The sequence below is a fragment of the Arthrobacter sp. UNC362MFTsu5.1 genome (genome assembly GCF_000685965.1).
GTDB lineage: Bacteria > Actinomycetota > Actinomycetes > Actinomycetales > Micrococcaceae > Arthrobacter.
On record NZ_JMLE01000001.1, the window covers coordinates 206,733 to 220,260 of the forward strand.

General features: G+C 65.9%; 14 protein-coding genes. 13 read left to right on the forward strand and 1 reads right to left on the reverse strand.

Going from position 1 to position 13,528, the window contains the following annotated elements:
- The first annotated feature begins 179 nt into the window (after positions 1-179).
- From rpsD to nusB, 13 genes are all read left to right on the forward strand, one after another.
- Entirely contained in the window at positions 180-806 is a 627-nt protein-coding gene (gene rpsD, locus BS38_RS0101025; protein ID WP_011692125.1) for a 30S ribosomal protein S4, read from the forward strand.
- 145 nt (positions 807-951) lie between these two features.
- Complete coding sequence (locus tag BS38_RS0101030; RefSeq protein ID WP_028269108.1) at positions 952-1,326, forward strand: DUF948 domain-containing protein; 375 nt, start codon at positions 952-954, stop codon at positions 1,324-1,326.
- Positions 1,327-1,343: 17 nt separating this feature from the next.
- Positions 1,344-1,574: a DUF6167 family protein gene (locus tag BS38_RS0101035; protein WP_028269109.1), complete on the forward strand. Its 231-nt coding sequence runs from the start codon at positions 1,344-1,346 to the stop codon at positions 1,572-1,574.
- A gap of 112 nt (positions 1,575-1,686) precedes the next feature.
- Complete coding sequence (alaS, locus tag BS38_RS0101040) at positions 1,687-4,365, forward strand: alanine--tRNA ligase (RefSeq protein ID WP_028269110.1); 2,679 nt, start codon at positions 1,687-1,689, stop codon at positions 4,363-4,365.
- A 7-nt stretch (positions 4,366-4,372) separates the two neighbouring features.
- Positions 4,373-4,972, forward strand: a complete 600-nt coding sequence (gene ruvX / locus BS38_RS0101045) for a Holliday junction resolvase RuvX (protein WP_028269111.1) — start codon at positions 4,373-4,375, stop codon at positions 4,970-4,972.
- A 170-nt stretch (positions 4,973-5,142) separates the two neighbouring features.
- On the forward strand, positions 5,143-6,678 hold the full coding sequence (gene mltG, locus BS38_RS0101050; RefSeq protein WP_081818789.1) for an endolytic transglycosylase MltG: 1,536 nt from the start codon (positions 5,143-5,145) through the stop codon (positions 6,676-6,678).
- Positions 6,675-7,535, forward strand: coding sequence for a shikimate dehydrogenase (locus BS38_RS0101055; protein ID WP_028269113.1), 861 nt, complete (start codon positions 6,675-6,677; stop codon positions 7,533-7,535). Before mltG ends, BS38_RS0101055 begins: the two co-directional genes overlap by 4 nt.
- Positions 7,536-7,561: 26 nt before the next feature.
- Positions 7,562-8,761: a chorismate synthase gene (gene aroC / locus BS38_RS0101060; protein ID WP_028269114.1), complete on the forward strand. Its 1,200-nt coding sequence runs from the start codon at positions 7,562-7,564 to the stop codon at positions 8,759-8,761.
- A 59-nt stretch (positions 8,762-8,820) separates the two neighbouring features.
- Positions 8,821-9,360 (forward strand): shikimate kinase, encoded by a 540-nt coding sequence (locus tag BS38_RS0101065; protein WP_051628686.1) that lies wholly within the window; start codon positions 8,821-8,823, stop codon positions 9,358-9,360.
- A complete protein-coding gene (aroB, locus tag BS38_RS0101070) occupies positions 9,357-10,448 on the forward strand; it encodes a 3-dehydroquinate synthase (protein ID WP_028269116.1) in 1,092 nt (363 codons plus the stop codon). Before BS38_RS0101065 ends, aroB begins: the two co-directional genes overlap by 4 nt.
- A 14-nt stretch (positions 10,449-10,462) precedes the next feature.
- Positions 10,463-10,981, forward strand: a complete 519-nt coding sequence (locus tag BS38_RS0101075) for a tetratricopeptide repeat protein (RefSeq protein WP_028269117.1) — start codon at positions 10,463-10,465, stop codon at positions 10,979-10,981.
- A gap of 143 nt (positions 10,982-11,124) precedes the next feature.
- Positions 11,125-11,688, forward strand: coding sequence for an elongation factor P (efp, locus tag BS38_RS0101080; protein ID WP_028269118.1), 564 nt, complete (start codon positions 11,125-11,127; stop codon positions 11,686-11,688).
- Positions 11,688-12,098 (forward strand): transcription antitermination factor NusB, encoded by a 411-nt coding sequence (gene nusB, locus BS38_RS0101085; RefSeq protein WP_028269119.1) that lies wholly within the window; start codon positions 11,688-11,690, stop codon positions 12,096-12,098. The genes efp and nusB overlap by 1 nt, the downstream gene beginning before the upstream one ends.
- Before the next feature lie 143 nt (positions 12,099-12,241).
- On the opposite strand, the gene BS38_RS0101090 is transcribed toward nusB, so the two are convergent.
- Entirely contained in the window at positions 12,242-13,522 is a 1,281-nt protein-coding gene (locus tag BS38_RS0101090; RefSeq protein ID WP_028269120.1) for a PrsW family intramembrane metalloprotease, read from the reverse strand.
- Positions 13,523-13,528: the final 6 nt, after the last annotated feature.

A 13,528-nucleotide genomic window follows, 5' to 3' on the forward strand; every position in this document is an offset into this window, starting at 1 on the left:
CCGAGTGTGCATCGTGGTAGGATTGTTCGTTGTCTGGCAAGGCACGGACGCGCAATCCCACCAAAATTTCTTTTGATGAGGTTACGCCTGTGCCCAGTAGCAAAAGGCAGCGGTTGGCCGATGCTCTCCATCGTGGAGGCCAGTAACACTGACACACCGCAGATATTGGAAGGACACAAGTGGCTAACAACACTCGTGCTCGCCGTACCGCACGCCTCTCGCGTGCACTCGGCATTGCTCTGACCCCCAAGGCCGCCAAGTACATGGAGCGCCGCCCGTACGGCCCCGGTGAGCATGGCCGTGCCCGCAAGAAGCAGGACTCCGACTACGCCGTACGTCTGCGCGAAAAGCAGCGTCTGCGCGCCCAGTACGGCATCCGCGAAGCCCAGATGACCCGTGCCTTCGAAGAAGCACGCCGCACCAAGGGCCTGACCGGTGAAAACCTGATCGAACTGCTCGAAATGCGTCTCGACGCCCTCGTGCTGCGTGCCGGCTTCGCCCGCACCATCGCCCAGGCCCGCCAGCTGGTTGTGCACCGCCACATCCTGGTTGACGGCATCCGCGTTGACCGCCCGTCCTTCCGCGTCGGCGAGGGCCAGCTGGTCCACGTTCACAGCCGCAGCGAAACCATGCCTCCGTTCCAGGTTGCAGCAGCCGGCGCGCACCGCGACGTCCTGCCCCAGGTTCCGGCTTACCTGGACGTCAAGCTCGACGCCCTGCAGGCACGCCTGGTTCGTCGCCCGAAGCGCTCCGAGGTTCCCGTAACCTGCGAAGAGCAGCTCGTCGTCGAATTCTACGCACGCTAAATACCAGCAGCGTATACAAAGAAGCCCGTGGCAAGCGCCGCGGGCTTCTTTGTATGTAAGGTACTGGGGGGAGTTCCGCAAGGGCGGCCATCAGGCTGCTGCGGGACCCGCAGCAGCCCACGGAAACACAAGGAGATGAACGTCTATGTCTGGTGGCGATATTGCCGGCCTGATCGCGGCAGGGGTGTTTGCGCTCCTCGTGCTGATACTCGCCGTGCCCATCCTGAAGCTCGGACGGGTTTTCGACGAAGTCCGGACGTCCATCCGTGCAATCAGCGACGGCGCCACCCCGCTCATGGACGAAGTCACGGCCACGGTTTCCACCACCAACCAGCAGCTCAAGAAGGTTGACGGCATCTCGTCCAACGTCTCGGACGCGTCGGCCAATATTTCCGCGTTGTCGTCCCTGGTGGCGGCCACTGTCGGATCGCCGCTGATCAAGGTGGCAGCGTTCAGCTACGGAGTCCGCTCCGCCCTCTCCGCCCGCAAGAAACCCGCCACCGGCCGCCGCAGCCGCTAATTCCGACGGAGCACTCAATGAAAAGAATCCTCTGGATGGGAATCGGCGTCGCCATTGGCGTGATCGCCTTCCGCAAGATCACCGAGGCGCAGACCACCCTGGGGCCCGAAGGCCTCAACCGGGCCGTGGGCCGGCTGGCCGACGGCATCTACGATTTCGCCGACGCCGTCCGTGAAGGCATGCAGGAACGGGAAACCGACCTGAGGGCAGCCCTGGGCATCGAATCCCAGGACATGGTGCGGCGCTAGCCGCCGCTGCGGGAGAATTAAACGGGCAGTATCCGTTGTTCCGGTACTGGCCATCAGAATCAAACTGTCGCGCGGCAGAACGCGTGAACCAAGAAGGGTAAGTAACCAGGTTATGAAGTCGCAGGAGATCACCAAGCGCTGGATCGACTTTTTTGTCAGCAAAGGCCACACGGCGGTGCCTTCGGCGTCCCTGGTTTCCAGCGACCCCTCCCTGCTGTTCACGGTGGCCGGCATGGTCCCGTTCATTCCGTACCTGACGGCCCGCGAAGAGGCGCCTTACAACCGCGCCACCAGCGTGCAAAAGTGCATCCGCACCGGCGACATCGAGGAAGTCGGCAAGACGGCACGCCACGGCACGTTCTTCCAGATGTGCGGAAACTTCTCCTTCGGCGACTACTTCAAGGAAGACGCCATCAAGTTCGCCTGGGAACTGCTCACCACGAGCGTTGCCGACGGCGGCTACGGCCTGCCGCCGGAGAAGCTGTGGGTCACCGTCTACGAAGAGGATGACGAAGCCGAGCAGCTGTGGCTCAAGAACACCGGCATGCCGGCCGAGCGGATCCAGCGGATGGGCAAAGCGGACAACTACTGGTCCACCGGCCAGCCCGGCCCGGCCGGCCCCTGCTCCGAGATCTACTACGACCGCGGCCCGTCCTATGGCGTCGAGGGCGGCCCCATCGCCGACGAAAACCGCTACGTGGAAATCTGGAACCTGGTGTTCATGCAATACCAGATCGACAACGTCCGCTCGAAGGTGGACTTCGACATCACCGGCGAACTGCCCAAGAAGAACATCGACACCGGCCTCGGCATGGAGCGCCTCGCGATGATCCTGCAGGATGTCGAGAACATGTACGAGACCGACCAGGTCCGTCCCGTGATCGACCGGGCCGCGGCGCTCTCCGGCCGGGAGTACACCTCGGCGGAGTCGGCAGACGACCCGCACCACACCGACGACGTCCGGATGCGTGTTGTTGCCGACCACATCCGCTCCTCGCTCATGCTGATCGCTGACGGCGTGACGCCCTCCAACGAGGGCCGCGGCTACGTGCTGCGCCGCCTCATCCGCCGTGCCGTGCGCTCCATGCGCCTCCTCGGCGTCGAAAAGGCCTGCCTGCCCGAACTGCTGCCGGCCTCGCGGGACGCCATGAAGGGCGTCTACCCCGTAGTGGAGACGGACTTCGAGCGCATCAGCCGCATCGCCTACGCCGAAGAGAAGGCGTTCCTGCGCACCATCGCCTCCGGCACCGCGCGCCTCGAGGACGCCGTCAAGGATTCCAAGGAAGCCGGCCGGCCGCTGTCCGGCGCCGATGCCTTTGCCCTGCACGACACCTACGGCTTCCCCATCGACCTGACCCTGGAAATGGCGGAAGAAGCCGGCCTCAAGGTTGACGAGCCCGAGTTCCGCAAGCTGATGCTCGAGCAGCGCCAGCGCGCCCAGGCCGACGCCAAGGGCAAGAAGGGGTCCCACGCCGACCTCAGCGCCTTCCAGGAGCTGCTGGCCGAGGGTGAGACGGTCTTTACCGGCTACACGGAACTGGCCGGCGAATCGAAGGTCCGCGGCATCCTGTCCGGCGGCCGCAAGGTTTCCCAGGCCTCCACGGGCGACGAGATCGAGCTCGTCCTCGCGGAGACCCCGTTCTATGCCGAGGCCGGCGGCCAGGCCGCCGACACCGGACTGATCACGGGCGACGGATTCGTCGTCGAGGTCCTGGACGTCCAGCGTCCAGTCAAGGGCCTGAGCGTGCACAAGGCGATTGTCCGCGAGGGCGAAATCGGTGCGGACTCGCTCGTGCAGGCCGCAGTGGACCGGGAACGCCGCCACTCCGCGGAGCAGGCCCACACCGGAACGCACATCGTGCACGCCGCCCTGCACCAGATCCTCGGCCCGGAGGCCCTGCAGCGCGGTTCCTACAACAAGGCCGGCTACCTCCGCTTCGACTTCGCCTGGGGCGAGGGGCTCAGCGCCGCCACGCGCTCCGAGATCGAGGAAGTTTCCAACCTCGCCATCCGTAACAACTTCACCGTTGAGACCAAGGTCATGCAACTGGCAGAGGCCAAGGCCCTCGGCGCCATGGCGCTCTTCGGCGAGAACTACGGCAATGAAGTCCGCGTGGTGGAGATCGACGGCGCCTGGTCCCGTGAGCTTTGCGGCGGCACCCACGTGGCCAACACCTCGCTCATCGGCAGCCTGTCCCTGCTGGGCGATCAGTCGGTAGGGTCCGGAAACCGCCGCGTGGAGGCTTTCGTGGGAATGGAGGCGTTCCGGCACCTTGCCGCTGAGCGCGCCCTCGTCACGGAGCTCACCGAAATGCTGAAGGTACCCTCCGGCCTGCTGGCGGACCGCATCGCCACCACGCTGACCAAGCTCAAGACGGTTGAGAAGGAACTGGAGCGCCTGCGCAAGGAGCAGCTGACCGCTGCCGCGGCGCAGCTGGTCGGTACGGCCAAGGACGCTTCCGGAGTAAAGGTCATCGCGCACGACGCCGGACAGGTCAGCGGCGCTGACGACCTCCGCGGACTGGCCCTTGACCTGCGCAGCCGGCTGGGGTCCGAGGCAGCCGCCGTTGCAGTGGCCGGCGTGAGCAACGACCGTCCCGTCATCCTGGTCGCCACCAACGAGGAAGCCCGCGCAGCGGGTGTCAAGGCAGGGGCCCTTGTCCGGCTCGCGGCCGGGATCCTCGGCGGCGGCGGCGGAGGCAAGGACGACGTCGCCCAGGGCGGCGGCACCGACGCTTCGAAGGTGCCGGCGGCTCTTGCCGCCGTCGTGGACGCCATCACGAGGCGATAACCGAACCGTGAATGAATCTGCTGCACCCGACGCCTACCCCCGGGGCATCAAACTGGGGGTGGACGTGGGCACCGTCCGTGTGGGCGTTGCCGTCTGCGACCGCGACGGCATCCTTGCCACACCCTTGAAGACGCTCGAACGGAATGCCAAGAAGAACACGGACGTCCGGGTGCTGGCTGCCCTGGCGACCGAGCTGGGCGCCGTCCAGATCTTCGTTGGCCTGCCGCGCACGCTCAAGGGCGAAGAGCACGCTTCGGCCAGGATGGCTACGGACTACGCGGAACTTCTGGCCGGAGCCCTTGCGGGACTCGGGTCAGACATTCCGGTGCAGCTTGTTGATGAGCGTTTGAGCACGGTGACAGCCCACCGCAACCTGCACGAAGCTGGCATGAGCAGCCGGAATCACCGTAAGGTGGTGGATCAGGTTGCCGCCGCAGGAATTCTGCAGCACGCGATCGACATGCAAAAAGCCAGGGGAACGGATGTTGGAAGCCGCGTGTTCGCGGTTTCGCAGACGGGGCTTTCGGGGGACGCCGCAGCGGGAAACGCTGAGCAGGCAGTCTCCGGAAACAATGTGCAATCTTCAGAAAATGGAAGGCTACAGTGAGCCCGGTCAACAGCGGCGAGTCCTCAGGTGAGGAATTCAGTGACTCCGGACGTCAACTGACGCGCAAGGAAATTCGTGCCAGGGAGAAATTCCTGACAACCGAAGGCAATGACGTCGTCCCACCGCAGGCGTTCGAGACACCCGGTGACGAGGCGCAGGTGCCGCCCGCCATGCCGGCGGAGCCGCCGACGGTGCAGCAGCAGGCGGTCCCGCTCCACGACGAACGTCCTGTGCACCCTCCGGAAGCAGTGCACCCCGAGGAAGCCGCGCCCGCTGCGCCGCTCCACCACGAAGAGGCTGTGCACCCCGAGGAAGCCGCGCCCGCTGCGCCGCTCCACCACGAAGAGGCTGTGCACCCCGAAGGCTCCGCGGAGTTCGATGCACATGCCTACGACCCGCACACTGAGCTGCACCCGGAAGCCGGGCACCACGACGCCGGGCACCACGAGTATGTGGAGCACGGCTACGCAGAGCACGGCTACGCTGACAACGCCGCTTACGCAGGGCACCACGAGGACGAGGCACACCATGTCTACGACGACGCCGACGTCTATCCGCCCGCGGAGCACCACGAACATCACGCTGACGAACCCGGCCACCCGCTGATGGCCGGTGCCTCTTCCGTTGGCGTCGCCCCGGCCAAGTCCAAGAAGGTGCGCCGCCGCCGCCGCTGGCTGGCGCTCCTGCTGACGCTTGCGGTCTTCGTCACGGCCCTCGTGGTGGGCGCCCAGTTCCTGAAACCGCTGCTCGGCGCGGACACCATCGCCGATTACCCCGGACCCGGTGCAGGAGAAGTGAACGTGTCCGTGGAGCCCGGCGAAGGCACCAGGTCGGTTGCCACCAAGCTCCAGGACCAGAAGGTCGTGGCCAACGCGGATACCTTCCTGCGGGAGCTCACCGCTTCCGGCGGGACCATTGCTCCGGGGCAATTCCAGTTCCGCCAGGAAATGAAGAACTCCGACGCGGTGGCTGTCCTGCTGGGCAAGGGCGAGGGCAAAGTCATGTACTTCGCCCTGAGCGCGGGACTCCGGATTGGCGAGTCGCTGCAGGCAATTTCCCAGGGATCCGGAATCCCCGTCGCGGAGCTCAAGGCCCTGAGCGACTCCCCGGCGCAGTTCGGGCTGCCGGAGAAGGCCAAGAACCTGGAAGGCTACCTGGCCCCTGGTGAGCACCGTTTCCCGGTGGGTACGCCGGCCAAGGAGATCCTCCAGAAGCTCGTCACCGTTACGACTGACGAGCTGAAGGCGCAGGGGGTCACCGACCCCGCAAAACAGTACGACGTCGTCACGGTCGCCAGCATCGTCCAGGCCGAAGGCGGGCAGGCCGAGTACGGGGATGTTGCCGGCGCCATCTACAACCGGCTCAAGCCGAACAACACCGAGACGGCCGGCCTGATCCAGTCCGACGCCACGGTGACCTACGGGCTGGGAATCAAGAGCTTCCACATCGACGAGGCTCAGAAGGCCGACAAGTCGAACCCCTACAACACGTATGCCAACCAGGGTCTTCCGGTGGGACCCATCGGTTCACCGGGCAAGAACGCCATCGACGCGGCAGCGAAGCCAAAGGCCAACGAGTACATGTACTGGGTGACCATCAACCTGGACACCAAGGAGACGAAGTTCTCCAAGACGCTGGCTGAGCACAATGTGTATGTGGAGCAATACAACACCTGGTGCGCCGCCAATGCGGGACGCTGCACGTGACCCTGAAGGCTGCCGTCCTAGGGCATCCGATCGGCCACTCGAAGTCCCCGGCACTGCATCGGGCCGCGTACGCCCGCCTGGGCGTTGACGTGGCGTATTCCGCCATCGACGTGACCGTTCCTGAGCTTCCGGCATTCATGGCGGCCGTGCGCAACGAGCCAGGCTGGCGCGGACTGTCCGTCACCATGCCGCTCAAGACCGCCATGGTTTCCGAGGTTGACGAAGTCCGCGGAGTGGCAGGCATCCTGGGCGTGGTGAACACCGTGGTGTTTGAAGCCGAAGGCGGTTCCGTGCGCCGGGTCGGCTACAACACCGACGTCGCCGGCATCGTGAACGCCGTGCGGCATGCCGGCGTGGCCGCCGCGCCGTCCGCGGTGGTCCTGGGCGGCGGCGGCACAGCTGCGGCTGCAGTCGCCGCGCTCAAGGACCTCGGCGCACCGTCTGCGGACATTTACGTACGCGACGTGCGGCGGGCGGCGGAAGCCCGGGCCGCGTCCGACGGCGTGGGCCTTCCGGTCCGTATCCTTCCACTGACCGGCGCGGCCGACGCAATGGCCGCCGCCGACGTCGTAATTTCCACCCTCCCTCCCCACGGGGCAGACGCCCTGGCGGAGCAGCTCGCGGGCCTCAGGACCCCGACTCCCGGGGTCCTGCTCGATGTCGCCTACGATCCCTGGCCCAGCCGGATTGCCTCCGTCTGGCAGCACGGGGGAGGATCCCTGGTTCCCGGCCTGGAGATGCTGCTGTACCAGGCGGTGGAGCAGGTGCGGTTTTTCAGCGGCCTCGGCGACGACGTCACGGCCGATGTCATAGATGTGATGTGTGACGCAGTCGGGGCACCCCGACGAGTGTTCTAACCGCCCTACGTGGCAGGATGGATTTTATGTTGCGTTGGTTGACTGCCGGTGAATCCCATGGCCCGGCACTGGTCGGAATAATTGAAGGCGTGCCTGCCGGTGTAGAACTCACCAGCAGCCAGATCGCCGATGCCCTGGCCCGTCGGCGCCTCGGCTACGGCCGCGGTGCCCGGATGAAGTTCGAGCAGGACGTCGTGACCGTGCTTGGCGGCGTCCGCCACGGCATCACGCAGGGCGGTCCCGTGGCCATCCAGGTGGGCAACACCGAATGGCCCAAATGGGAGCAGATCATGGCCGCGGACCCGGTGGCGCCGGAAATCCTCGCCGACCAGGCGCGCAACGCACCACTGACCAGGCCCCGCCCCGGACACGCGGACTTCACGGGAATGCAGAAGTACGGCTTCGACGAGGCCCGCCCTGTTCTGGAACGGGCCAGCGCCCGCGAAACCGCCACCCGCGTAGCACTCGGAACCGTGGCCGCGCAGTTCCTCAAGCAGCTGGGCATTGAGCTTGTCAGCCACACCGTCTCGATCGCCAGCGTGACCGTACCCGAAGGACGGCCGTTGCCGGTTCCGGACAACGTCATTGCCCTTGATGCGGATCCGCTCCGCTGCTTCGACCGGGAAACCTCGGACGCCATGGTGGCCGAGGTCGACGCCGCGCACAAGGAAGGCGAAACCCTGGGCGGCGTGGTCGAGGTGCTGGCCTACGGCCTTCCCCCCGGACTCGGCAGCTACGTCCACTGGGACCGCCGCCTGGACTCCCGGCTTGCCGCTGCCCTCATGGGCATCCAGGCCATCAAGGGTGTGGAGGTGGGCGACGGGTTCCTTACCGCCTCGCGCCGCGGCTCCGCCGCGCACGACGAAATCGTCAAGGACTCCGACGGGCGGATCATCCGCACCAGCAACCGGGCGGGCGGCATCGAGGGCGGCATGAGCATCGGCGACGTCCTGCGCGTCCGTGCCGCGATGAAGCCCATTGCCACCGTTCCGCGCGCCCTGAAGACCATCGACGTGAGCACCGGCGAGGCCGCCAAGGCCCACCACCAGCGCTCTGACGTCTGTGCCGTCCCGGCCGCGGGCGTCGTGGCCGAGGCAATGGTGGCCCTGGTGCTCGCCGAGGCAGTGGCAGAAAAGTTCGGCGGAGATTCGGTCGCGGAGACCGCCCGCAACATCAAGGGTTACCTGGACAACATTCCGGCGTCCCTGGACTCGATCGGCCAGTAGTGCCGGGCAGCATCAGGCACGGCGCTGTGCCACGACGGCCCATCGCCCTCATCGGACCCATGGCGGTGGGAAAGTCGGCGATCGGCCACCAGCTTGCGCAGCAGCTCGGTGCGGCGTTCGTCGACACCGACGTCGTCATCGTGGAAAACCACGGCACCATCGCGGACATCTTCGCCGCCCGCGGCGAGACCGCGTTCCGGGAGATCGAAGCCCGGACCGTGGCGCGGGTCATCGAAGACGCCGGGAACGCCAGCACTGTCATTTCGCTCGGCGGGGGAGCCGTGCTTGACTCCGGCACCCAGCAGCTGCTCCGCCGCTGCACCGTGGTGTACCTCGAATGCGACGCCGACACGGTTTCCGAGCGGATTGCCCGGAATTCGGGCCGGCCGCTCCTGGCAGGTGACGCCATGGGCCGCTGGCGTGCACTGTTTGCCACCCGGCAGCCCGTGTACGAACGGCTTGCCGATCTCGTTTTCGATGTCCGCCACGGAACCGTCGCGGATCTCGGGCATCGGCTGGAAGAGGCGCTGCGTGAGTACGCGGCGGCACAGACCGCGGCGGCGGAGCCAGTGGCCGCAACAAAGGAAGTTGAAAAGTGAGTAGCGAATCAACCGTCATCAAAGTCACCGGCAAGTCTGCCGCTGACAACTACGACGTCGTTGTGGGCCGCGGCCTGCTCGAACGCCTTCCGGAACTGCTGGGGGAGCGGGTCAAACGCGTCCTGGTCATCCACCCGCGGACCCTGCGGCTCACCGGGGATACCGTCCGCGACGAACTGGCCTCGGCCGGATTCACCGCGCTGACAGCCGAAATCCCGGACGCCGAAGAGGGCAAGCACATCCAGGTGGCCGCCTTCTGCTGGCAGGTCCTCGGACAGAACGACTTCACCCGCTCCGACGCCGTGGTGGCTGTCGGCGGCGGCGCAGTCACGGACCTCGCCGGGTTCGTGGCCGCGACCTGGCTCCGCGGGGTCAAGGTCATCCACATGCCCACCAGCCTGCTCGGCATGGTGGACGCAGCCGTTGGCGGCAAGACCGGCATCAACACGGCCGAGGGCAAGAACCTGGTGGGCGCCTTCCACCCGCCCGCGGCCGTACTCGCCGACCTTGACACCCTCAGCACGCTGCCCAGGAACGAGCTGATTTCGGGGATGGCCGAGGTCATCAAATGCGGCTTCATCGCAGACCCCGCCATCCTGGACCTGGTGGAAAAGGACCCGTCCGCCGTCACCGATCCGCAGTCGGCGATCCTCCGCGAGCTGATCGAACGGGCCATCGCAGTCAAAGCCGACGTGGTGTCGGAGGATCTGAAGGAGACCGGCCGGCGGGAGTTCCTCAACTACGGGCACACGCTCGGACACGCGATCGAGCTCGTGGAACGGTACTCGTGGCGGCACGGCGCTGCCGTGTCTGTGGGCATGATGTTCGCCGCTGAACTCGCCCGCAGTGTGGGGCGCCTCAGCGACGCTGATGCCGACCGCCACCGCGCCATCCTGGAATCTCTCGGACTGCCGATCACCTACCGCCGCGACCGGTGGCAGGGGCTGTTGGACGGCATGCGCCGGGACAAGAAGTCCCGTGGCGACCTGCTGCGGTTCGTCGTCCTCGACGGCGTTGCGCGGCCCGGAATCCTCGACGTTCCGGACACGTCCCTGCTGTTTGCCGCCTACCAGGAGATTGCCTCTTGATGACGACCGACGTCATGATTGATTCCATGGGCGGCACGAGCGAGTGGCCGGATGCGGGGTTCCCGGGTATCAAAATCAACCCGGACACGCTGATGCCGGGAATTGTCAACGAAGAAGTATGTAACCTGGCGCTGCAGGCATCGACCGACCCGGCGGACCGCATCATGGTCCTGCTCGCGGAAGGCCATGCCGCAGACGCCGCGGAGCTCCTCGCCGAGGCACGCTACAACGACCCCGAATCCTTCAGGCTGCGCACGTTTGAAGCCGAAGTCCTTCGCGTGTCCAAGCGTTTTGACCGGGCTGTGGACCTTTTCCGCCAGCTCTTGGGCGAAGTCCAGGGAACCGAGCTGGAGGCCCTGGCGCACCAGCACCTGGGGCGGGCCTACTATGCCGGCGGCAACACCGCAGCGGCCGTCGACGAGTTCGCCAAGGCCCTTGACCTGCGCGTCGCGGGATCTGCCGATGCCGCGCTGATCTACTCATCCACCGTCGCACTGCAACGGGCGCGGAACGTCCTGGAAATGTCGTCCTAGGGGCCCTCGCAGCAGCCCGCCCGCATTACCGGTAGAATGGTTCTTGGATTTTTGACAAACACTCGCTGGCAGCCTTTTGGCGTGCCTGCGTGACATAACCGGCTGGCGGCTTGAAGCGGTCAGATACAAACCAGAGGATACCAGTGGCAACCACAAACGACATCAAGAACGGAACCGTGCTGAAGCTTGAGGGCCAGCTCTGGAACATCATCGAGTTCCAGCACGTCAAGCCGGGCAAGGGCGGCGCGTTCGTCCGCACCAAGATGCGCAACGTCATGTCGGGCAAGGTGGTCGACAAGACCTTCAACGCCGGCCTCAAGATCGAGACTGCCACGGTTGACCGCCGCGACTACCAGTACCTGTACCAGGACGGTGCCGACTTCGTGTTCATGGACACCTCGGACTTCGACCAGCTCACCGTGTCCGCCGAGACCGTTGGCGACGCCACCAACTTCATGCTCGAGAACCAGATGGTGAACATTGCCATCCACGAAGGCACTCCGCTATACATCGAACTGCCGCCGAGCGTCGTTCTCGAAATCACCTACACCGAGCCGGGCCTGCAGGGCGACCGCTCCTCGGCCGGCACCAAGCCTGCCACCCTCGAGACCGGCTACGAGATCCAGGTGCCGCTGTTCGTTGAGAACAACACCAAGGTCAAGGTCGACACCCGCGACGGCAGCTACCTCGGCCGGGTCAACGACTAGTGAGCGCCCGCGGTAAGGCCCGTAACCGGGCCCTGGATGTTCTTTTCGAGGCGGAGCAGCGCTCCCTCTCGGCTTTTGATGTGCTGCGGTCGCGGCGTGAAATAACCGACCAGATCGTCAACCCCTACACCCTTGAAATCGTTGAAGGCGTGGTCTCCCACCAGACCGCCATCGACGAATTCCTGGAGACCTACTCCCAGGGCTGGACGCTGGAACGCATGCCGTCCGTGGACCGCATCATCCTGCGCATCGGTACGTGGGAACTGCTCTATAACGACGACGTTCCCGACGGCGTGGCTGTCAGTGAAGCTGTGGCCCTGGCCAAGACGCTGTCCACGGACGAGTCGCCGTCGTTCATCAACGGCCTCCTGGGCCGGCTGCAGCAGCTGAAGCCTTCGCTGCTGGCGTAGTCGCCCGGTGCCTGGCTGCGGTCGTAACCGCAGCGTTTCACCCATGGAAAGGACCGGTCCCCGCCAAAAGGCGGGGGGCCGGTCTTTTTCGTTTCCGCGCAGCCTGTTTCCGCTCAGCCTGTTTCCGCCCAGCTGGCTACCGCTCAGCGAAGCACGGCGTCCCGCCGTGCCGAGATTTCCGCGAGCTGGCGGTGCTCGTCGAGCTGGTGTGCGGGAACGTCCCGGCCGCTGAGGATCCGCTGCCGGATGAAGGCAAGCTGCGTGGCCGCGTGCAGGAAGGCCTTCATCTGTTGCCCCCGGCCGAACTGCTTGGCCCAGCGGACCGCTGCACGGCGGCCGCCGGCGGTCGCGAGCATGTCCACTTCCGGCGGCGTGAACCACCCCGCGGCCGCATATTCCAGGAGCCGCTGGCGCGTCAGCCGGTTCTCCGCCACGCGCAGCAGGACTATCACGATGACAGCCAGGACGAAGATGGGCACCTGGACCACGATGTACTGGAGCAGGAAGTCCTGGCCCATGCTGTTCCACATGCTGTGCAGCAACATGGCCGGGACCAGGCCGGCGAAGAACGCCACGACAGACATCCCGGTGTGCCAGCGGCGCGCCGCAAAGCCGAGGATCAGCCCCGTGGTCCCGGTAAAGATGGCGTGGGCGAAGGGGGACATCACGCCCCGCAGGAAGAAGACAACCGCGAGGTCCGCGCCCGGAGTGCTGGACTCGGCGATGGCCCGGCCGAAATAGAGGATGTTTTCCGTGAAGGCAAAGCCGCCGGCGATCGTGAAAGCGAACACCACACCGTCCACTGGTCCGTCGAAGTGCTTCCGCGCCAGCAGCAGGAGCAGAAGCAGGCCCAGGGACTTCGCGAATTCCTCCACCACCGGGGCCTGGACCGTGACGGCAAACGTCCTGTAGTCCATGCCGGCGGGCGGCGCCGCGGCCAGTGCAAAGAACGGCTGGATCAGCAGCGTGACGGAAATGGACACCACAGCGCCCCAGAGGAAGGCGAACAGCAGCAGGCGTTTCGGCTCGGGTTCCCAGCGGTCAATAAGGTAGACGGCCAGAAGAACGGCGCCCAGTGGAATCAGGGAGGCGATGAAGCCGATCACGAACCCGGTGACGCCGGTGTTGCCCACCAGGTACGGGAGAACCAGGAAGAGGCTTGCGAAGGCCAGGAAACCGCCGCCGCCCACAAGGCCTACCACCCCCGCACTCGAACGTTTGCGCACGGCGGCCGGCGGCATGACCGTGGTCACCGCAGGCGCGTTGTTGTTCGCGGGTGCCGCACGGTAGAGGCCGGGACGGACCTGGCCCATCCAGGTGGGGTTGGTCTGCTGCGGCAGGTCCCGCCCGGGCCATGGGGGCTGCTGCCCGTTTCCACGGCCGCCGGACGGATCGTGCTGCGGCCAAGGCGCGTTCGATGTCATGGGTCC

Coding starts and splice junctions, on each gene's coding strand:
- BS38_RS0101030 (WP_028269108.1), top strand. CDS start 952: ATGTCTGGTGGCGATATTGCCGGCCTGATCGCGGCAGGGGTGTTTGCG.
- BS38_RS0101035 (WP_028269109.1), top strand. CDS start 1,344: ATGAAAAGAATCCTCTGGATGGGAATCGGCGTCGCCATTGGCGTGATC.
- alaS (WP_028269110.1), top strand. CDS start 1,687: ATGAAGTCGCAGGAGATCACCAAGCGCTGGATCGACTTTTTTGTCAGC.
- mltG (WP_081818789.1), top strand. CDS start 5,143: ATGCCGGCGGAGCCGCCGACGGTGCAGCAGCAGGCGGTCCCGCTCCAC.
- aroC (WP_028269114.1), top strand. CDS start 7,562: ATGTTGCGTTGGTTGACTGCCGGTGAATCCCATGGCCCGGCACTGGTC.
- BS38_RS0101065 (WP_051628686.1), top strand. CDS start 8,821: ATGGCGGTGGGAAAGTCGGCGATCGGCCACCAGCTTGCGCAGCAGCTC.
- BS38_RS0101075 (WP_028269117.1), top strand. CDS start 10,463: ATGATTGATTCCATGGGCGGCACGAGCGAGTGGCCGGATGCGGGGTTC.
- BS38_RS0101090 (WP_028269120.1), bottom strand. CDS start 13,522: ATGACATCGAACGCGCCTTGGCCGCAGCACGATCCGTCCGGCGGCCGT.